Annotated in this window: 17 protein-coding genes and 1 tRNA gene; 12 read left to right on the forward strand and 6 right to left on the reverse strand. The window is 62.3% G+C overall.

Annotation, left to right across the window (positions count from 1 at the left end):
• The first annotated feature begins 14 nt into the window (after nt 1–14).
• Together selB and M5B99_RS06010 are read left to right on the forward strand one after the other, a co-directional pair.
• Entirely contained in the window at nt 15–1,958 is a 1,944-nt protein-coding gene (selB, locus tag M5B99_RS06005; RefSeq protein WP_248803131.1) for a selenocysteine-specific translation elongation factor, read from the forward strand.
• 114 nt (nt 1,959–2,072) lie between these two features.
• Nucleotides 2,073–2,168, forward strand: a tRNA-Sec gene (locus tag M5B99_RS06010).
• Nucleotides 2,169–2,343: 175 nt separating this feature from the next.
• Here M5B99_RS06010 and M5B99_RS06015 read toward each other — a convergent pair.
• Entirely contained in the window at nt 2,344–2,958 is a 615-nt protein-coding gene (locus tag M5B99_RS06015; RefSeq protein ID WP_248803133.1) for a TetR/AcrR family transcriptional regulator, read from the reverse strand.
• A gap of 146 nt (nt 2,959–3,104) precedes the next feature.
• Between M5B99_RS06015 and M5B99_RS06020 the strand changes: the two genes are divergently transcribed.
• The 4 genes from M5B99_RS06020 to M5B99_RS06035 all read left to right on the forward strand — a co-directional run bounded on the left by M5B99_RS06020 (nt 3,105) and on the right by M5B99_RS06035 (nt 5,257).
• Nucleotides 3,105–3,545, forward strand: a complete 441-nt coding sequence (locus tag M5B99_RS06020) for a hotdog fold domain-containing protein (RefSeq protein WP_248803134.1) — start codon at nt 3,105–3,107, stop codon at nt 3,543–3,545.
• 82 nt (nt 3,546–3,627) lie between these two features.
• The gene (locus tag M5B99_RS06025) at nt 3,628–4,038 is read left to right on the forward strand and encodes a DUF2946 domain-containing protein (RefSeq protein ID WP_248803135.1); all 411 of its coding nucleotides are present in this window, start codon (nt 3,628–3,630) and stop codon (nt 4,036–4,038) included.
• Nucleotides 4,039–4,163: 125 nt separating this feature from the next.
• A complete protein-coding gene (locus M5B99_RS06030; protein WP_248803139.1) occupies nt 4,164–4,769 on the forward strand; it encodes an SCO family protein in 606 nt (201 codons plus the stop codon).
• 29 nt (nt 4,770–4,798) lie between these two features.
• Complete coding sequence (locus M5B99_RS06035; protein WP_248803184.1) at nt 4,799–5,257, forward strand: copper chaperone PCu(A)C; 459 nt, start codon at nt 4,799–4,801, stop codon at nt 5,255–5,257.
• Nucleotides 5,258–5,452: 195 nt separating this feature from the next.
• Here the strand turns inward: M5B99_RS06035 and tssA are convergent, their stop codons facing one another.
• The 5 genes from tssA to M5B99_RS06060 are packed head-to-tail and all read right to left on the reverse strand — an operon-like array spanning nt 5,453 to nt 12,939.
• On the reverse strand, nt 5,453–6,535 hold the full coding sequence (tssA, locus tag M5B99_RS06040; protein WP_248803140.1) for a type VI secretion system protein TssA: 1,083 nt from the start codon (nt 6,533–6,535) through the stop codon (nt 5,453–5,455).
• A complete protein-coding gene (locus M5B99_RS06045) occupies nt 6,532–10,353 on the reverse strand; it encodes a type VI secretion system protein (RefSeq protein ID WP_248803142.1) in 3,822 nt (1,273 codons plus the stop codon). Before M5B99_RS06045 ends, tssA begins: the two co-directional genes overlap by 4 nt.
• A complete protein-coding gene (locus tag M5B99_RS06050; RefSeq protein ID WP_248803143.1) occupies nt 10,353–11,120 on the reverse strand; it encodes a DotU family type IV/VI secretion system protein in 768 nt (255 codons plus the stop codon). The genes M5B99_RS06045 and M5B99_RS06050 overlap by 1 nt, the downstream gene beginning before the upstream one ends.
• Before the next feature lie 23 nt (nt 11,121–11,143).
• Nucleotides 11,144–12,484 carry a type VI secretion system baseplate subunit TssK gene (gene tssK, locus M5B99_RS06055; protein WP_318654564.1) on the reverse strand — a complete coding sequence of 447 codons (1,341 nt, stop codon included), beginning with the start codon at nt 12,482–12,484 and terminating at the stop codon, nt 11,144–11,146.
• Between the two features lie 32 nt (nt 12,485–12,516).
• Complete coding sequence (locus M5B99_RS06060; protein WP_248803147.1) at nt 12,517–12,939, reverse strand: type VI secretion protein; 423 nt, start codon at nt 12,937–12,939, stop codon at nt 12,517–12,519.
• 216 nt (nt 12,940–13,155) lie between these two features.
• Here M5B99_RS06060 and tssB point away from each other — a divergent pair, with 216 nt between their 5' ends.
• The 6 genes from tssB (at nt 13,156) to tssG (ending at nt 19,254) form a co-directional block, all read left to right on the forward strand.
• Nucleotides 13,156–13,797 carry a type VI secretion system contractile sheath small subunit gene (tssB, locus tag M5B99_RS06065; protein ID WP_248803149.1) on the forward strand — a complete coding sequence of 214 codons (642 nt, stop codon included), beginning with the start codon at nt 13,156–13,158 and terminating at the stop codon, nt 13,795–13,797.
• A 31-nt stretch (nt 13,798–13,828) separates the two neighbouring features.
• On the forward strand, nt 13,829–15,442 hold the full coding sequence (gene tssC / locus M5B99_RS06070; RefSeq protein ID WP_263860411.1) for a type VI secretion system contractile sheath large subunit: 1,614 nt from the start codon (nt 13,829–13,831) through the stop codon (nt 15,440–15,442).
• Between the two features lie 71 nt (nt 15,443–15,513).
• Nucleotides 15,514–16,014 (forward strand): Hcp family type VI secretion system effector, encoded by a 501-nt coding sequence (locus tag M5B99_RS06075; RefSeq protein ID WP_248803150.1) that lies wholly within the window; start codon nt 15,514–15,516, stop codon nt 16,012–16,014.
• Nucleotides 16,015–16,044: 30 nt separating this feature from the next.
• Nucleotides 16,045–16,464, forward strand: coding sequence for a type VI secretion system baseplate subunit TssE (gene tssE, locus M5B99_RS06080; protein ID WP_248803152.1), 420 nt, complete (start codon nt 16,045–16,047; stop codon nt 16,462–16,464).
• Nucleotides 16,457–18,256, forward strand: a complete 1,800-nt coding sequence (gene tssF, locus M5B99_RS06085; protein WP_248803154.1) for a type VI secretion system baseplate subunit TssF — start codon at nt 16,457–16,459, stop codon at nt 18,254–18,256. Before tssE ends, tssF begins: the two co-directional genes overlap by 8 nt.
• Entirely contained in the window at nt 18,220–19,254 is a 1,035-nt protein-coding gene (tssG, locus tag M5B99_RS06090; RefSeq protein WP_248803155.1) for a type VI secretion system baseplate subunit TssG, read from the forward strand. The genes tssF and tssG overlap by 37 nt, the downstream gene beginning before the upstream one ends.
• Nucleotide 19,255: the final 1 nt, after the last annotated feature.

Consider the following 19,255-nt stretch of genomic DNA (forward strand, 5'->3'; position numbering starts at 1 on the left):
GGGAGTCGGGCAGGGTGATCGTCGGTACGGCGGGGCATATCGACCATGGCAAGACGAGCCTGCTCCAGGCGCTGACCGGTCAGGCTGGCGACAAGCGACGCGAGGAGCGTGAGCGCGGTATCACCATCGATCTGGGTTACCTCTATGCGCCACTGGCACCCGGTATCGCGCTGACCGGCTTTATCGATGTGCCCGGGCATGAGCGCTTTATCCATAACATGCTGGCCGGCGCCCAGGGGATCGACCTGGTGTTGCTGGTGGTGGCCGCCGATGACGGGGTGATGCCCCAGACCCGCGAGCACCTGGCGATTGTCGAGCTGCTGGGTATTCCCCGGGCACTTGTGGTGCTCAGCAAATGCGACCGGGTGGAACCTGTGCGCAGGGCCCAGGCGCACACCGAGGTCCAGGCATTGCTGGCACCCGGCCCTTATGCGCAGGCGCCGCTGATTGAAGTTTCCAGCGTTACCGGCGAGGGCATCGAGACACTGCGCCAGGCATTGCTCGAAGCCCAGGGCGAGGTCCGCCGTCGCAGTGACCAAGGCGGCTTTCGCCTGGCGATCGACCGGGCTTTCAATGTCCCGGGCAGCGGCATAGTGGTCACCGGCACGGCCTTGTCCGGCCAGGTTGGAACCGGTGCTGTCCTGGCCCTTGGGCCCACCGGAAAAATGGTGCGGGTTCGTGGTCTGCATGCGCAGAACCAACCGGCAAGCGAGGCATTTGCCGGGCAACGGGTAGCGCTGAACCTGAGTGCCGAGCGCCTGGCGCTCGAACAGATTCATCGCGGTCACTGGTTGCAGGCCGAGTGGCTGCATGCACCGACCCAGCGGCTGGATATCGAACTGCAACTGCTCGCCAGTGAAACCCGTCAGTTCGAACACTTCAGCCCGGTCCACATTCATTTGGGCACCCAGGATGTACTGGGCCGGGTAGCGTTGCTCGATACCACCCGGTTGGCCCCGGGAGGTCGAGCCTTCGCCCAGTTGCTGACCCATGCGCCCTTGCAGGCCGTGCACGGTGACCGCCTGGTGTTGCGCGATCAAAGTGCGCAACGAACCCTAGGTGGTGGCCGGGTGCTTGATCCCTTTGCGCCGCCCCGTCAGCGGCGCAGTCCCGAACGCCTGGCGCAATTGCAGGCCTTGGCGCAGGCCAGGAGCCTGGAGACGGTGTTGCCGACCTTGCTCGCCGGCAGCGCTGGCGGTCTTGATCCGCAACGCTTGGAGCGCCAGTTCAATCGTCCGCGCGACAGCTGGAAGCTGCCTGCCGATATCCGCCTGATCGCCACGCGACAAGGGACGCTGCTGTTCAGCGCCGCGGGTTGGCAAGCCCAGAAGGTGGCTTTGCTCGCGCAACTGGCGCGATTTCACGCCCTGGAGCCCGATCAGTTGGGACCGGACCGTGATCGCTTGCGGCGTTTTGCCGCCCTGGCATTGGAACGACCGGCGTTTATCAGCCTGCTGGATGCGTTGCTCGATGAGGCCGCGGTTGTGGCAAGCGGACCCTGGCTGCATTTGCCCGACCATCAGGTGCGCTTGAGCGAAGACGAGGAGGGCTTGTGGCAACAACTGCAACCGCTACTGGAGCAGGGCGCGATCGATCCTCCGTGGGTGCGTGCCCTGGCAGTGTCGACCGGCAAGGATGAAGCCGCCGTACGCTTGCTGCTGCGCAAACTGGCCAGGCTGGGGCAGGTGTACCAAGTGGTGCACGACCGTTTTTACACAGAGGCGGCAGTCCGCCAATTGGCGGCTATGCTGGTGCAGTTGGCAGCGGATAATCCGACGGTACAGGTGATCGCCTTTCGTGATCGGCTCGGCTTGGGGCGTAAACGCTGTATTCAGATATTGGAGTTTTTCGATCGGATCGGCCTGACCCGGCGTGTCGGCAACTTACGCTTCATTCGTTCCGACAATGCACTGGCCCGAAGCGCACCGGCGGACGGGGGCTCGCTGAAAAACCTGTAGGAGCCTGGCTTGTCAGCGAGGTTTTTAGCGGTCTTGCGGCCGCTTCGCTGGCAAACCAGGCGCCTGAACGTTCGATTGCGTGTCCAAAGCCTCGGCTGGTCATACAGATTTCAAGGAAGGCAATCGCGCCCGGTGGCGCGGCCGGGCTTCAAACCCGGTTGGGGACGGCATCCGTTCCCGGGCAGGTTCGACTCCGGCTGCCTTCCGCCACTTTCCTGGCCAGATCCAGATGTTGTGCGCTCAAGCCTGAAACGACACCTCAAATCTGGACGCAGAACCTGTGGGAGCGGAGCTTGCCCGCGAAGCTTTTGGCCATCTCACGACCGCCTTGGCGGCGGGGTGGCGACCCACAAGCTCCGCTTCCACAGAAACCTGCTGCACCCGGCTAGATCTGCAGCGAGCGCCAGGCCGCTTCGGCCAATTCGCTGCGGAAGGTCGCGGGGCGACTCTGGACCCGCCCGGATAACCACGCCCGGCAGTAATTCTCCGCCTGGCCGACAATCAACGACAGCAACAGCTCAGCGGGAACGTTCTTGAGACCGTCGGCATGGGCCGGTTCGCCCAGCCATTCGCGCAACTGTCGGTTACGCGCCTTGTTACGGCTGGCCAGCTCCGTGGCGTGAGGCCCCTGGGCCACGACAAAGCGCGCCTGGAACTGGAATCTCGCCCATTGCGGTTGCGCGTCCACCCAGTCGACATAGCTGTACACCAGCGCCTGTACACCGTCACGCAAGGTCAGGGCCGCCGAGAGATAGCGTTCACGCAAACCGGCCTGGTCTTCCAGGGCGGCGAAGAACAGCGCCGCCACCAGGCCTTCCTTGTTGCCAAAGTGGTGATAGATCGCCCCCACGCTGGCGTCGCACTCGGCGCGGATGGCCTCGATGGTCGTCGCTTCGATCCCGTGCTCATTGAAGCTGGACAGGGCCTGCGCCAGGATCGCGCGTTTCAGTTCGGCACGACGGCCCGGGTAACAGCGTTCGAGAAGATCGAGGTTTTCCATGGCAGCAACAACCTGAGGTCCAGTGGCAAGGCGGCAATCTTATAAAACCGGGGAGTGAGCTTGACAGGTTTTCAATCTACAGAATATTGTTCTTTTACAGAATAATATTCTGTCAATCAAACAAGACATCCACCGAGGTACACCCGATGAGCCAGTTCCTGAGTATGTTCACCAGTGTAGGTCCGGAAAAATTCAGTCAGATGGCTTGCCAGATGGCCCCTTACTTCAGCACCATCAACCCGTTGATCAGCGAGCTGCGAGCCGGGCATTCGCAGGTACTGGTGCCGTTTCGTCGGGAAATCACCAATCACCTGGGCACGGTCCACGCCATTGCCCTGTGCAACGCCGCGGAACTGGCGGCCGGGGTGATGACCGATGTGTCGATTCCGCCGGGGGCGCGCTGGATTCCCAAGGGCATGAGCGTCGAGTACCTGGCCAAGGCCAAGACCGACGTACGCGCCGTGGCCGATGGCGGTGCGGTCGACTGGTCGACCGCAGGCGACAAGGTCGTCGTGGTGGATATTCGTGACGAGGAGGGCGTGCAGGTGTTCACGGCGCGGATCACCATGAACGTCAAGCTGGCATGACACTTGTGAGTGTGTAGTGCGGCGCAGGATGTGCCATTTTGTCGCACCACCGGCCACGGCGACGGTGTTACATTCTGCGCCCATGAAACCCATCCCGTCTCCTCTACCGTCCGGCCAGCGCCGCACCGGTGCCTGGCTCAGCTTGCTGGCCATGCTGCTGGTCTTCGTCGGCCCGCTGATCGGGCAGGGACTCAGCCTGGCCCACGGCGCCGGCCCGTCGAGCGAAGATATCTGTGGCGCGGTGCCCGGCCAGGGCTTGTCCGCGCAGCGGGATTCCGGCCCGGCGGATCATCACGGGACGATGATCTGGGAGAAATGCGGTTATTGCTCGCTGCTGTTCCAGCATCCGGCCCTGAGCGGCTCCCATGCCCTGGCGCCTCGCCTGGCACTGATCCCGATCAGTTTTGCGCACAACCACTTCACCCCCGAGCAAGTCTCGGCCCCGGTTTTTCCGGGGGCCCGCTCGCGCGCACCGCCTCAGGCCAGCGCCTGATCCGCCGCACCGATCATTGTCGAAACGACCTGCTGCCGATAAGCCCGACGCCCTTGTATGCGTCAATGGGCATGTATCCGGCAGTGCAAGGCCGCGACATCGCTCCATACGAAGGACTACAGAACATGAATGAATTGCTGACTCGCCGCCAGGTCGTTGCCGGCCTTGGCCTGCTCGGCCTGGGTGCACTGACCGGTTGCGACAGCTCCAACGGCCTGTCGTACAAGTACGGCAAGGACCTGAGCGACGAGATCCTCGGACGCACCTTCAAACTGAAGGACACCGCGGGCAACGTCAGAACGCTGTCCAGTTACCGCGGCATGATGCCGATGGTGTTTTTCGGTTTCACCCAGTGCCCAGCCGTCTGCCCGACCGCGCTGGCCAGGGCGGTACAGGCCAAGAAGCTGATGGGCGTGGATGGTGATCGATTGCAGGTGATCTTCATCACCCTGGACCCGGAACGCGATACGCCCAAGGTGCTCGATGCTTATGTAAAGGCCTTCGACCCAAGCTTTGTCGCACTCTATGGCACGCTGGAAGAAACCGCTGCCACCGCCAAGGAGTTCAAGGTGTTCTACGAAAAGATCCCCAGCGGTTCGACCTATACGCTGTCCCATTCGGCGACCAGTTTTGTCTATGACACACGGGGCGTGTTGCGCCTGGGACTGTCGCCATCACTGTCGGCCAAACAGTGTGCCGAGGACTTGCTCACGGTGATGGAAGTCTGCTGATGAATACTCGAGCTTATAAGGTCAATGCCATGAAACCCTTGAACGTCCTGATGTTTTCCCTGCTCGCGCTGCTGAGTGTCCCGGCCTTTGCCCAAACTCGCGTGGACGACGCCTGGGTGCGCGCCACCGTGCCTGGCCAGCCCTCGACCGGCGCGTTTATGCGGATCACGTCGAGTGACAACGCCAAGCTGCTGGAGGCGAAATCGCCGGTAGCCAAGATCGTGCAGATCCACCAGTCGAAGATGGACAACGACGTGATGAGCATGCAGCCGGTGCAGTTCGTGCCGTTGCCGGCGGGCAAGACCGTGGCCATCGAGCCCGAGGGCTATCACGTGATGCTGATCGATCTGCTGGGGCAGGTGAAGGAGGGCGATGAAGTGCCGCTGACCCTGGTGCTGGAAAACGCCAAGGGCGTCAAGGAGTCGATCGAGGTCAAGGCCAAGGCCCGAGCGCTGAACAGCATGGCCGACCACGGCGACATGCATTGATGTAAGTGCCGAGCGCGTACCAGTGGCGAGCGGGCTTGCCCGCGCAGGGCTGCGCAGCAGCCCTGAAATCAGTGAACTCATTGTGTCAGGCAAAACGCAGTCACAGGATTTTCGACTGTTTTGCAGTCGAGCGTGGGCAAGCCTACTCGCCAAAAAGCTCCGCCAGGCTTTAGATCGCTCTTGGCCGAACGCCCATCACGGCAAGACCCCGAGCAATCTCCAGATCCGCTGGATATCGGGATCGGCCTTGATCAATTCCCCAAGCAGCTCCGGCAGCTCCATGTTCCCCCAATCAACCGCACGGTTGATCAAGTAGGGCACCGGGCTGTGAGGCTCGACCCGTTTCAGATAGTCGGAAATAACTTTCAACTGTCGATAGGCGGCCTGGCGTGACTCCGGCGCCGACAGCGGCAGCGGCGTGGTTGCGGTGGCTGGCTCCTCGATCGTCGGTTCGGTGGGCAGGCTGACTGGCACAGGCAGCGGTTCCGGGTGCATGGCGATAAACTCCCGCAAAGCTTGAGCGTGTAGTTCGAGGATGTTTTGCAGCGCGGCAAAGCTCGGCGCGTCCTCGCCCAGTTGACTATCGCCCCAGCGGTTCAGGCGCTCGACGTTCTGCAGGCAGGCATTGACCCACTGCAACCGCGTGTCGAGCTGATCGACCGGAACCCGCAGCACGGCCTCGCGCCAGTCACGCAACAGGTCTTGCGATTCCTGGGCCAGCGCCTTGGCCTTGCGCTCCTCGCTTTTGTTCAGCAGCTGTTTCTGCGCCCGCATCCACTGTTCCAGTGTCAGGTCTTCGAACCCGCGCGCGGCGGTGCCCAGCAAGGGTAAGCGTATATTCAGCAACAGGCTGTACTGGCGAATCAGCAAGCCCAGTGGCGATGCCAGCCAGCTGGCGTCGTCCCCCCGGGGGTAGAGTGCCTGCCCGTAACGCTCGCAAAGTCCGACCACCAACTCCAGCGCCACACATAATCCGGGCAACTGATAGCGCTGCAACCAGGCCTCTCCCAGCCAGGTGGCCACCAGCAAATCCTTGCTCTGCTGGCAAAGCAGCTCGCTGGCCAGGCTCTCCACCGTCGACCAGTCCGCGCGCTTGAGGTCCGCCTGCCAGACCCCGGTGGGCAGGCTGGCATCGTCTTCGCGACGGGCCTCGCGCAATACGTCGATCTCGGGCGCCGAACGCAAGCTGATACCTGCGGGATCGGCGCCGGGGAGGGGATCGATCAGTCCTGGCAAGCGCAGGCGCAGTTGATCGAGGGATGGTGTGTCGATAGTCATTGTTGGCTCTCGGTGCTGACCACTGGCAGCGGGAAGACCGACCCATAGGGTGAGGCCGGCACGCGCGTCGGCAAGGCGCTCAGGGTCAGTGGCTGCTTGCCGCCGACTGCCTTGAGCGACAGGCGCAGGAACATCAGGGCATTGGCATTGCCCGGCAGCGGCGAGCGCAAGGGCAGTTGCAGGGCCAGTGGCCGGTCACCCTCGTCCTGGGTCGCGAAGTGATTGCCGGCCTGGTTGGCGCGGATAAAGCGCAACAAGGCCCAGGTGCCTTCGTATGACCAACTGGCTTGCCGGTCGGCCACGGCCAGCGCCGGTTGTTTCGGATCGTCCAGCGGCCGTTGGTTGCTGCCTTCGGCCCAACGCAGGGCCAGGCGGACCGGTTCGCCAACGGTCCAATTGGCGTGACTGAGGTTTTCCGCCGGATAGCCGACTTCCCGTGGACCGGTGGCCAGGCTCCAGTCAATCACCTGGTCGGCGCCACGTTCCTCCTCGCGGTCGGTACGCCAACGGACTTCCAGGTCCAGGCCCCGTACGCCATCCTTGTCACGCAGCAGCAACGGCCCGAGCCAGGCCCGGGCATTCTGCAGGTTGAACAGGAACTCGGCCGCCGCGGCCGATTGCGCCGAACGGTTGTTCTCCAGTCCGCTGAACGCGCTGGGCAAGTTCTTGTCGATCAGGTCGAGAAATTCACGGACCCGGTCGGGGTTGGCGTCGACCTGCACTTTGTCGTCGCTGAAGGGAAAGCGTCCGGCCAGGTAAGCGCTGAAGTAGTCGCCCAGGCGCTTCCAGGCCACGGAGGCGGCGTAGTTCTGCAAGTTGTCGCAACGTTGGCGTGCCTGATCATGGGCAGTGCGGGCCAGGATGGCGATATTTCCCCGTCCCATCGGCAGGATCGAGTCGGACAGGGTCTTGGCGCAGTTGCTCAGGTCCATATCGTTGAAGTCGCGCAGGACCATCTGCTGGTACTGCAGTGGCGAGCTGGCCGGATTCTGGTCGTTGTACTTCTTGAGTTCGGCATTCATGTCGACAAAGCTGTCGAGGGTTGCATCGTCGCTGGCCGAGAGTCGCTCACGCTGCTGGTCGAGCCACTCGATAGCCGGCCGCGCGGTGGCCAGCGAATCGCCGATCAGGGTGAACTGCCGGTTCAAGTCGACTTTCAAGGCCTGCGGATCACTGTCCCGGAAGCTGCGCAGCGACAGGCTGCGGGTACCGTCCCATTGGCTGAAATCAATGGGTTGGCGAAACAATGGCAGCGCATCGATCTCGGCCATGGCGCGATGCAAGTCGTTCAGCGCGCGGGTATTCAACTCCTGGCGCAGCGCCTCGGTCTGACGGGAATCGCCTATGTCGCTGAACACTTGCAGCACTTGCAGGGCTTTGTCGGCGGGCAGGTTGAAGGTCGTGCCATGATCGCCGCCGGGTGGCTTGGTGGTGCTCAGGCTGGAAACGTTGTTCAAGCTTTGCCACATGGCGGCGGCGGTCGCCGAGCGGGCGGCGCTGATCATGGCCTTGCGATAGGGCGCAGGCAGTTCCGCCACGTTCTGTTGCAGCCAGAGCTGGTAGCTGTCGTGATAGTGCAGCGCCGCATCCAGCTTGCCGCTGTCCAGCTCGCGCAATCCCTGGCCGCTCAATGGTGGGGCATCGTCCTGGTTCAGGGCCATTTGGCTGAAGTCCTGGTGCAACAGCGCCGCGACCACCTGCCCGAGCTTGTCGACGTTGCTCTGCAATTCCAGGGCACCGCTGCTCTGTTGCCGCAAAATGCCCTGTTCCTCATCGCTCTGTTCCAGCCAGCGATCGTGAAAGGTCCGTTTCGAGTTGTCGGCATAACGCTCGACCTGGTCGACTGCAACGCTGCCGATCAATGCGCTTTGCCGGGCTTTTTCCAGCCCCTCCTGATAACCGGGCGCCAACTGCGCGCCGTTGCCCTGGCCCCATGCCGCATTGGTCAGGGCCAGCAACTGGCGCAGTTGGACGATGGTGGTGTCCAGTTCTTCAAGCTCGGCGAGACTGTTGCGCTGGCCCCCCTGCAAGGCACGCAGTTGGCTGTTCAGGGCTCCGGCCGTGGCGCTGAAGTCGGAACTGGCGAACAGGCTGTCGAGCCACAGGCGCATGGTATCGACGTAGCGCGTGGCAATTTGCGGTTTGAGCGGGTCCAGTTGCACGGGGCTGGCCAGTGGCACTTCGGTCGTGGCCAGCAGGTTGTTGTAGTCATCGCTCAGCGGCAGGCCCTTGGTCTGGAAATTGAATCCGAACAGCTCGTTGGCCAGGGCGATGGCATCGTCCAGCGGCCGTTGATCGCCTTGCACGCTCAGGGCGAAACGTTTGTTGTGCCGCTCCACCGCCAGGGCCTGGTCGAGCACCTGCATGGCTTGTCGATAGGCTTCTTCATTGTTGCTGCTGCCGACCCTGGGACGCGTCGCCACGCGAGGCGCAATCAGGGTATTGATCTCGTCCTGCAGTTTGCCCTTGAGTGGCGTGAACAGTTGCACCCGGGCCCGGGCCCGCAACTCCTGGGCCAGTTGCTGGTCCAGTGAAGAGAACCACGAACCGGGCAGGAGCGAGGTGCGCATGTGCCAGCGCGGTGCGGCCTGGAGCAGACGCCAGAAACTGGCGATGCGCTCGCGCGCGGCGTCGTCGTCGCCGGTCACCGGGTTATGCGTCTGGTCTTCGTGCAGCAAGCTACTCAACTGCGTCGCGGCATCGCTACGGCCATTCCAGGCCCAGAGCATTCCGATCACCCATACCAGCCCGATCACGCCCACGGCCAGCGCCGTCAGGCGCTGCCAGCGCTGGCGCAATTGCAGGATGCGTGTGATCGGCTGTGCCAGTCCCTGTTCGGCGATGATTCGTTGCCGCCATAGGCGCGGGGTGAACAGCGGCGGCGCGGGGATCGGCGCCGGGCCTTCGGCAAAGGGGTCGGCATCGGCCGCCGGGGTAGCGGGGCTGGCCTGGGCGCTGAAATACAGGCCGCGCAAACGCGGCGCTTCGCCCATGGCATTGCCCTGGAACACCGGATCGCACAGCGAGCGCAGGGGGTCGTGCAGGGCTTGTAATTGCCGGGGCAGCAGGTACAACTCGGCGTTCACCTGGCCGCGCAACGTACCGATTTCCACCAGCAGGTCGGCCAGGGTCTGTTCGACCAGACCCAGGCCCTGGTTGATCCAGTCCGGGTGCCAAGGGGTTTGCGCCGTGTGGGGCGAGGTCCAGCCAAACGGTGCATCCTTCGCCGCCGTCGGCAGCACCTCCAGCAACTGGAGGGTACCGGGCAGGCTCTCGAAACCACTCAGGAGCATATACACCGGCAGGCTCAGGCCCAGACGCTGTTGCAGATCGATGAACTTGCGCCGCACCGCCAAGCCGGCCGCGGCGGTATCCTGATCGGGCGCCAACTGTTCCAGGTCGCAGAGCCAGATAATGCCGTCCGCCGGCCGATTGGCCCGGGCTTGCAGCAGCAACTCCAAGAGCTGGCGCCAGAGCTTGAGCTGCACGCTGGCGCGCTCGCCATGGCTGAACAGAGCCGCGGGCACCACCAGGATCGCCCCGTCTGGGCCGTACCACCACCGTCCGAACCAGGCCGGTTGTGCCGTGGCGGTCAGTCCCCAGCCGCTGAGCAGGGCCTCGATCTGTGGCGCATCGCCGAGCATCAACAACCACGGCGTCTCATAGCGGTCATGCACGCCCAGCGCCTGCTCCCACTCGTTCACTGCGGCATAGAAGCTGCGATTGGCACCGTTCAGTCGCGCGGAATACTTCCACAACAGCGCTACCACCACCACCAGCAGGAGCAGGGCCGCGAGTATTTCACCCAGGTAAGCCATCAGCGCTTGAGCTCCGTGACCAGTATTTGCCGATCCTGCTCAAGAGCAGGCTGCACCCGGTATTGAATATTCAACCAGAACCCCTGGCTGATGCCGAGCAACAGCAAGAACCCCAAGCCCAATGCCAGGCCCAGACGGTAACCGTCGGGCAGGCTGCGGCGTACCGGTAGCTGTTGCGGGTCGAGGGCACTCGGGCGTTGCAGTTGCAGGGCGATATCGTTGGGTGTGGCGCCGCGTTGACGGACGAAGGTGAACAAGCTGCGCCGCCACTTTTCGTGCAAGGCCGGGCCGCTGCCGTTGCGCAGCCGGCCCTGGAAACCGAGGATCAGGCAGTGCAGGTAGACGCTGCCCAGGTCGCGCAGGGCCGGGTCGCGGGTTTCCAGGAGCTTCTTGATGGCGACCGGAATCCGGTCGCCCGCCGAACGCGTGCCGAACATGCGGGTTTCCATCGGCAGGTCCTGCCAGGTGGATTGCCCTGGCCAGTCTTCGAACAACAGGTGTTCGTCGACCAGTCCGACGAAAGCGAAGAGCGTCGCCTTGGCTTGCTGGCCCTGGGCATCACCGACAGCGGCGAAAGTGCTGCGCCATAACCGTCGGGCAATCTGACTGATCTGCTCGGCCACTTGTGCGACCTGCACCTTGGCCTCGGTGGTATGTGGCAGGGCCTGCCAGAACACCAGCCATTCATTCCAGGCCCGGTTGAAGGCGCTGCTCAGGGGCGCGGCCTCGAAAGTGTCGAGCGTCGGCAGTGCATCGTTATCCAGCATCGCTCATCAATCCCTGATCAGGTTCAGTCCCGCGTGGCGTCGAATATCATGATTTCAACCGGCTCGACCCTGGCGCTGCCCGGTGGCATGTACAGGCACAGATCGGCATCGGGTACGAACCACTCACCAGCGGCCTGCAAGGTGAACAGGCGAATATCCTCGGCAACACCGTAGGCGACCTGGTCATTGCGCCCCAGCACGTTGAATGCCAATCCATGGGAGCGCTGCTGGATCAGGGGCGGCAATTGTGCCCGTGAAGCCCTGAATGCGTTTTGCAGCCAATCCCCCGCCGCCTGTGGCGTGGCGCCGGAAGGCATGCGCAGGCCGATGACCAGCTGCTGGACCGGCGTCTGGCGGTCCAGCAGGGCGATGGAAAAATGCTTGTCCTTGTAGTCGAAACTACGTCGAGTGTAGCTCGCGCGAATATTGTTGAGCTGACCTTCGATCCACTCGAGCACCGGGCTGAACCCCGAGAGAATATCGTCGAAAAGCAGGGGACTGAAACGAGGCAGCGGCTCCTCCGGTTGCAGTCCATATAGAGCGCCAACCAGGCCGGTCAACTGCAGGTACAACGCTATCGGTGAAGCAACACCGGTATCCAGGGTGGCCTGCAACTCCGGCAGCCGTGAACCGATCGCCACCAGTTGCCCGCGCAGTTCGGCGCCCTCCAGGGTCTTGCCGGCGTCCTGCGCCAGGCGCCAGCGGCCTTTGAGGAAATCGCATTTGCTTCGGGCCAGCAGGCACACCTTGCTGATCCTTTCGCCGATCATCGAGTCCGCAGTCAGCACAGGGCTGGGCGCCACGTAGTCGAGCTGGCTGAACACACCGCCCGAATGGCTGATACGCAACAGTGGCAGGCAGATCGAGTCGGAGAGTTGATTCTCCGTGACCAGTCTCACAATGGGACGCCAGACACACACGGTGTCAGGCGTCGGGACATCACTGCCGTTCAGGTCCACGGCGTTGATGTTGAGTGAACGCAGCCGGCCACTGATTTTGCCCAGTAGTCCGGAACGCCACAGCGGATCGACCGCCAGGTAAACCATGACGGTGCTCTGCTGCTGGAAATCATCGGCGCTCAGCTTGAGTTCGAGCGGGTAGTGCTCCTTGTCCCTGACGGGGTCCAGGTCGACTACCAGGCCATCGGGCATCACCGCTTCGAGTGCCTTCAGGGTGATCTTGCCGCTGTCCACCACCTCTACTTCGATGTACTGAACCCCCCAGTACCAGGGCCTGGCATTGGCCGCGAGCCTGGCACTTACGCCTTCGGCACGCAGACTCTGCAACTGGAAATGCTGTGGCAGCAGATGCATGCCCTCACTCCAGCAGATCGCATCCGGTATAGCATCCGGTATAGCGCGCATCCTTCACTCCTAGCCTTCCTGGAATACGATTTTCACTGGCCTTGGGCATCGAGCAGGCGCATTTCGCGGGCGCCGACCTTGAGCCAGATATCCGGTTGTTTGTCGAGCAGCAATCGATGTGCGCCCGGTGTACTGTAGCCAGCGAACAACAAGACGCCTTCAGCTTTTTCACCTTGCAGGGGATTGTTGGCGAACGTCACCAGTTTCCCGGGAACCACTTCCAGGCTCCAGACGTTGAACCCCTGGGGGAAGTCGCGACGCATCTGCTCACGCTGGGCAAACCACTGGTTGGCTGGCGTGCCCTTGAGACGTTCGAGCAGTTGCGGATCGGCGACGGCGACAAAATCCAGGGGCAGTGGTGTGTCGTTGTTGGCTTTGGGCTCGACATCGACTATGACTTTTTGCAGCGCGACCTTGGGCGCAAACAGGCTGCAACCACTTATCTGAAATATCATGAAAAAAGCTAGCGCGTAGCTGCCGCCGAGGAACTTAATTCGCTTCATAGGATTCAAATATGGGTTTTTCCAGATATTTCTTGCTTGTCTTATAGTCCTCTTCTAAGGTTTTGGACAGTCGATTTTCCTACAGAAAATTCGCACTCAAGCCGTCGGAAAGGTTTATACCACCAGGAGCGCGTTGCCGTTCGGTAGGCGCGCCAGAAGGAGAAGGGCATGGCCGCTGATCAGGAAAGCAAGCAGAAGTATTTGGGCCGTAACCGCCCGCCGCGTGTGCAAATCACTTACGACGTCGAAATCGGTAACGCCTTCACCAAGCAGGAGCTGCCGCTGGTGGTGGGCATCCTGTCCGACCTCTCGGGCAACAACCAGCCGCAAAAGGCCGACCCACTGTCTTCGCGCGGTTTTGTCGACATCGACCGGGACAGCTTCGATACCGTGCTGAGCCGGATCAACCCGCAGCAGAAGTTCAAAGTCGCGAACCTCATCGATCCGGCAAAAGACGGTCTGTGGGCCCAACTGTCCTTCAAGACCATTGAGGATTTCAGCCCGGAAAATATCGTTTCCCAGATTGATGGGCTGAAGGATCTCTACAACAAACGCCAGAAACTGCAGGACCTGCTGATCAAGCTCGACGGCAATGACGATCTGGATCAGAGCCTGATAGCCAGGTTGCACGATGACGCTGCGGTCCAGGCCTTCAAGGACGATCTGCAAAAGGCCCTCGCAGCGCCGGCAGCGGCTCCCGCAGCCCTCGCCGATCCGGCCAAGGCCGCCCCGGCGGTGGCTCCCGCTGATCCTGTGGACCCCAACAAACCTGTGGACCCCGCACCGGTTGTCGATCCTACCAAACCCTAGTTGATCAGCCCCCCTTCATGGAGGAACCGCGATGCCTACCAATGACCCCGCTTCGACGCCCGCAACCACCACAACAGCCGACGCACCCGCCGCTCAAACCCCATTGCTCGAGAGCATCGTCCAGGCGATGATCCTGGGGGCCCAGGATGGCGTCCAGAAGAAGTATGCCCAGCAGATGCTCAGCGTTTTCGCCGACGAAGTGGGTGAAAAGAACGTCCAGGCCGACGGCAACATGCTGACCACCATCAGCAAGCGGATCGCCGATCTCGACACGCTGATCAACGCCCAGCTCAACCTGGTGCTGCACGATCCGTCGTTCCAGGCCCTGGAAGCATCCTGGCGTGGCCTGCACCAATTGGTGATGAACACCGAAACCAGCGAGTCCTTGAAGTTGCGCCTGCTCAACGTCACCAAGGGCGAGCTGCAGCAGGACTTGGAGAAAGCCATCGATTTCGACCAGAGCGTGCTGTTCAAAAAGGTCTACGAAGAAGAGTACGGCACCCTCGGTGGCAGCCCGTTCAGCGTCCTGATGGGCGACTACGAATTCGGTCGCAACAGTGTCGATGTCAAGATGCTCACCAATCTGTCGGGCGTCGCGGCGGCGGCCCATGCGCCGCTTATCACCGCGGCCAGTCCGACGCTGTTCGACCTCAAGACCTTCGCCGACCTGGGCGTGCCCCGTGACCTGAGCAAGGTTTTCGAAAGCGGTGCGCTGATCGAGTGGAACGCGTTTCGCAAGACCGAGGATTCACGCTATGTCGCCATGGTCCTGCCGCATTACCTGTCACGCCTGCCGTACGATCCGCTGAACAATCCGGTACCGGGGATGTCGACCTTCGTCGAGGACGTCAACACCACCGCCGGGGCGACGGCGGCAGCGGCTGCCATTGCCGCCGTCGCGGCGGCCAAAGCCTCTGGCGTACCGCCTGAAGGCGCCGATGTCGATGCGCAGAAAATGGTCGAACCCGATTCGCAGAAGTTCCTTTGGGGCAATGCCGCCTGGCTGCTGACCCAGCGCATCACCGATGCCTTTGCGCATTACCGTTGGTGTGCCGCGATTCGCGGAACGGAAGGCGGCGGTACGGTCAGCGATTTGCCGGTGTACCAGTTCAATACCCAGGTCGGTGACCTGGCGATCAAGTGCCCGACCGAAGTGGCGATTACCGATCGCCGCGAAAAGGAACTCGACTCGCTGGGTTTCATCGCCTTGTGCCACCGCAAGAACAGCAATGTCGCGGTATTTTTCGGTGGCCAGACCACCAACAAACCGCAGCTCTACAACACCTTCGAGGCCAACGCGAACGCACGGATCTCCGGCATGTTGCCGTACATCCTGGCCGCCTCGCGTTTTGCCCATTACCTGAAGGTGATCTTGCGCGACAAGGTCGGCAGCTTCGCCACTCGCGACAATGTGCAGACCTACCTCAACAACTGGATCGCCGACTACGTGCTGATCAACGACAACGCCCCTCAGGAAATCAAGGCGCAGTACCCGCTGCGTGAAGCCCGGGTCGATGTCAGCGATGTGCCCGGACGTCCCGGCAGCTACACCGCCACGGTGTTCCTGCGGCCGCACTTCCAGCTCGAAGAGCTGACGGCTTCGATCCGCCTGGTCGCCGCGTTGCCGGCGCCTGCGGCAGCCTGATCCATGCCATGCAGCCCGCCGTGACCCGGCGGGCCCTCCATTTCTGCTAGTCGTGCAAGGAACAACACCCCATGGATGCAATTATTCTCGACCTGGGCACCACGATCAAAGGCGACTCCCTGCTGGAAGGCTATGCCGACAAGATCGAAGTCATGTCCTACAGCCACAACGTGGCCATGCAAGTCACCAACGACGTCAGCAACTCGGAACGAACTTCCGGCAAGCCGCATATCGGTGAATTCACCCTGACCAAATTCATCGACTCCGCCACCCCGAGCATCAACGAGTACTGCTGCGGCGGCAAACCGATCGCCGAGGTCAAGGTCACCGTCGGCCGCAACGCCGCCGAGAGCAACGGCCAACTGATGCCGTTCATTATCTACACCCTGAGCAACGTGGTGATTTCCAACGTCAGTGTCAGCGGCGGTGCCGGTGGCAAGCCGGTGGAAACGCTGTCGCTGAATTTCACCAAGATCAAGTGGGAACTGACCGCGCAGAAAGACGACGGCACCAAGGAAGGCACCGCGGCCTCCACCTGGGACCTGGCGGCGAACAAACTCATCAAGGGTTGATCGCCTGTTTTCATCCGGCTGGAGATTTTCATGCGTGTTGCCCTGTTCGACCTCCTGGCGGGGGACACGGAGGCTTACTTCGATGCCCGTGATCCGGCGCGGATCGTCGAGTCCATTCGCCTTGAGCTGGAGCGCCTGCTCAATACCCGGCGCACCGAACGGGTTCATGGGTTCGCCCCGACCATTATCGACTACGGGATGAGCGACTGGAGCACCTTGTATGCCGACCGCGAAGAGGATCATCGCATCTTGATTCGCGATATACGGGGTGCCATTAGCCGTTTCGAGCCGCGTCTGGCACTCGAGGACGTCGACGTACAGGCGCTGCCGGGGCAACGTACACGCATGACGGTACGAGTGATGGGGCATGTCCGGGGCCAGGAAGCGGCTCCGAACATGTCGTTCGTCCTGGAGCTGGGTGAAAGTGGCTTCGAGGTCAGGCATGAGTGATTCGATCGATGCCCGACTGCTGGATTACTACCAGCGCGAGCTGACCTGGCTACACCGTGCTGGCAGCGACTTCGTCAAGAACCATCCGACTCTGGCCAGCAGCCTGAAGTTGTCGTCCAGTGGTTCCCAGGACCCCCATGTCGAACGCCTGATCGAAAGCTTCGCCTTGCTTGCGGCGCGCTTGCAACGCCGGCTCGACGACGGTTACTCCGAATTCAGCGACGCGTTGCTGGAGCAGCTGTATCCGATGGCGTTGCGGCCGATGCCGTCCTGCGCCATCGTGCAGTTCGGGCCGGACCCGAGCAAAGGCAGCCTGACCGCCGGCTATCACCTGCCGCGCGGCACGCAGGTGTTCAAGGCCCCGGAGAAGGCGCAACTCGACAGCCTGTATTTCCGTACCTGCGCCGATGTCACCCTGTGGCCCCTGGAGGTCGAGGACGCCAGCCTGATCGAAGGCAGCGCCGCGCAGTCGGTCACCGGAATCGCCAACGCCGAGGCGGCGCTGCGCCTGGTTTTGAAATGCAACAACGCAAAGCCCTGGGTCGAATTGCCGATCCAGACCTTACGCATTCATCTGGCGGGGCCTGCGGGCAATCGCTCCCAACTCTATGATCTGTTGGCCGCCCACAGCCTGGATATTGTCTGCGGCCTGCCCGGCAGTCTCGGGCAGCCACTCAATGCCCGACCATTGCCGGCCGGCTATGACGATAACCAGCGACTGTTGCCCGAGGAGGATGGCGTGCACCCCGGGCTGCACCTGCTGGTGGAGTATTTTGCCTTCCCGGAGAAGTTTGCCTTTTTCGATCTCGCGCTGAAGATCCCACCACAGGCCACGGATCTGCTCGAGGTCTATGTCGCCTTCGATCGTGCCCCTGAAAGCCGTATCAGCCTGCAACGCGAAGATATCGCCCTGGGCTGCACGCCGGTCATCAACCTGTTTTCGCGCACCGCCGAGACCCTGCGCCCGGACGGCACGCAAAGTGAATATCGCCTGGTCGCTGACTCGCACCGTGACAACAGTGTCGAAATCCACAGCATCCGCAAGCTGGTGGCCGGTACCGCCGACGGCTTCCAGACCGTGCCGCCGTACTATGGCTACCAGCATGGGCAAGGCCAGGACGGCCTGTTCTGGCACGCCAGACGGATCAGCGCCCCCGGTCACTCACGGGCCGGCACTGACATGATCCTGAGCCTGGTGGACAGCCAGTTCCAGCCGCGCTCCGCATTGCCTGACGAAACCTTTACCGCACAGGTCTGGTGCACCAACCGGCATATGGCGCAGAACCTGTTGACCGGCAGCGCCTTGAAGTTCGAGCGCAGCGGTCCGGTGGCCAACATTACTTTGCTGAAAAGTCCTACACCGCAATCGTTGCCCGATCTGGAGGGCGCTTCACGCTGGCGCCTGATCTCGCAACTCAACCTCAATCACCTGTCGCTGACCGAAGGCCCCCATGCCTTGGAGGCCCTCAAGGAAATGCTGATTCTGCATAATTTGCGCGATGAGCCCTCCGCTCGTCTGCAGATCAATGGCATTCTCTCGCTGAAAACCGAACGGGTGGTCGGCCGTGTCGGCAAGGATGCCTGGCGCGGCTGGCGCAACGGCCTGGAGGTTCATCTGGAACTGGACCCGAGCAAGTTTTCCGGCAGCAGCCGGGTGCTGTTCTCCGGTGTACTGGCGCACTTTTTCGCGCTGTATGCCAATGCCAACTGTTTTGTTCGCACTGTGCTGGTAGAAGGCGATAAGGAGATCAAACAATGGAGTCCGAGCAGCAACCCGATCCTGGCTCTCTAGGTGCGCTGCTGCGCCAGGTGCCCCAGCGTTTCGAATTGCTGCAAGCGTTGCTGATTCTGGAGCGCGAGCAGCACACTGCCGATTCACTGGGGACCGGTAGTGACCCCGAGCGCGAGGTGGTACGCCTGCGCGGTCCGTTGTTGCCGGAGTTCGCTCCGAGCGAAATCAGCAGCCTGCGCCAGGTTCCCAATGTGGTCATGCCCGGGGCCCGGCTGACCTTGCATACCCAGGTGTTCGGCCTCGGCGGCCCGGACGGTCCGTTGCCTTATGCCTATCAGGAATGGTTGCAGCAGAGGGCGCGCAACCGCGACCACGGCACCGTGGCCTTTCTCGATCTGTTCCAGCACCGCTTGCTGAGCCTGATGTATCGGGTGCAACAGCGTCAGCGCGTGGCCCTGCCTTACTGCAAGCCGGCACACAGCCCGGTGTACCAGCAGCTACGTGCCTTGTGCGGTCTGTCATCCAGCTCCGTGGAGCAGGTGACTGTGCTGCCGGAAAGAGCCCTGATTGCCCGCGCCGGACTGCTGGCCAACCGACGGCGATCCCTGGCCGGATTTCAGAACCTGCTCAGGCATTACTTCGATCTGCCCGTGCAACTGCACGGCTACCAGGGGGCCTGGCAACAGATTGCGTCCAGCGACCAGAGCGTGTTGGGGCGCCAGGGCCGTAACCTCATCCTCGGTCGCAACGCCTTGTGCGGGACGCGGGTCTGGGATGAGCATGCCGGCATCCATATCCGCCTCGGCCCGCAGGAGCCCAAGATGGCCGAACGTTTCATGCCGCGCCGGGAGGCCCATCGGCAGTTGGCGGCACTGGTGGCGTTCTATTTCGGCGCGCAGTTGCGGTGTACGGTGTCCGTGCATGTCACCAGCAGCGCAATACTGACGATCGGCCACACGCAGCCTACCGCGCTGGGCCAGGGGACCCGGTTGAACCGTGCCGCGCGCACGGGGGATTTCCGGATCGACCTGCGGTTGCACGAAGAGGGAAGTGCCTGAG

Source organism: Pseudomonas sp. MWU13-2100, from assembly GCF_023242365.1.
GTDB lineage: Bacteria > Pseudomonadota > Gammaproteobacteria > Pseudomonadales > Pseudomonadaceae > Aquipseudomonas.

Excerpts from the sequence above, each read along its gene's own strand:
- M5B99_RS06015 (WP_248803133.1), bottom strand. The coding sequence starts at position 2,958 with ATGGAAAACCTCGATCTTCTCGAACGCTGTTACCCGGGCCGTCGTGCC.
- M5B99_RS06020 (WP_248803134.1), top strand. The coding sequence starts at position 3,105 with ATGAGCCAGTTCCTGAGTATGTTCACCAGTGTAGGTCCGGAAAAATTC.
- M5B99_RS06025 (WP_248803135.1), top strand. The coding sequence starts at position 3,628 with ATGAAACCCATCCCGTCTCCTCTACCGTCCGGCCAGCGCCGCACCGGT.
- M5B99_RS06030 (WP_248803139.1), top strand. The coding sequence starts at position 4,164 with ATGAATGAATTGCTGACTCGCCGCCAGGTCGTTGCCGGCCTTGGCCTG.
- M5B99_RS06035 (WP_248803184.1), top strand. The coding sequence starts at position 4,799 with ATGAAACCCTTGAACGTCCTGATGTTTTCCCTGCTCGCGCTGCTGAGT.
- tssA (WP_248803140.1), bottom strand. The coding sequence starts at position 6,535 with ATGACTATCGACACACCATCCCTCGATCAACTGCGCCTGCGCTTGCCA.
- M5B99_RS06045 (WP_248803142.1), bottom strand. The coding sequence starts at position 10,353 with ATGGCTTACCTGGGTGAAATACTCGCGGCCCTGCTCCTGCTGGTGGTG.
- M5B99_RS06050 (WP_248803143.1), bottom strand. The coding sequence starts at position 11,120 with ATGCTGGATAACGATGCACTGCCGACGCTCGACACTTTCGAGGCCGCG.
- tssK (WP_318654564.1), bottom strand. The coding sequence starts at position 12,484 with ATGCGCGCTATACCGGATGCTATACCGGATGCGATCTGCTGGAGTGAG.
- M5B99_RS06060 (WP_248803147.1), bottom strand. The coding sequence starts at position 12,939 with ATGATATTTCAGATAAGTGGTTGCAGCCTGTTTGCGCCCAAGGTCGCG.
- tssB (WP_248803149.1), top strand. The coding sequence starts at position 13,156 with ATGGCCGCTGATCAGGAAAGCAAGCAGAAGTATTTGGGCCGTAACCGC.
- tssC (WP_263860411.1), top strand. The coding sequence starts at position 13,829 with ATGCCTACCAATGACCCCGCTTCGACGCCCGCAACCACCACAACAGCC.
- M5B99_RS06075 (WP_248803150.1), top strand. The coding sequence starts at position 15,514 with ATGGATGCAATTATTCTCGACCTGGGCACCACGATCAAAGGCGACTCC.
- tssE (WP_248803152.1), top strand. The coding sequence starts at position 16,045 with ATGCGTGTTGCCCTGTTCGACCTCCTGGCGGGGGACACGGAGGCTTAC.
- tssF (WP_248803154.1), top strand. The coding sequence starts at position 16,457 with ATGAGTGATTCGATCGATGCCCGACTGCTGGATTACTACCAGCGCGAG.
- tssG (WP_248803155.1), top strand. The coding sequence starts at position 18,220 with ATGGAGTCCGAGCAGCAACCCGATCCTGGCTCTCTAGGTGCGCTGCTG.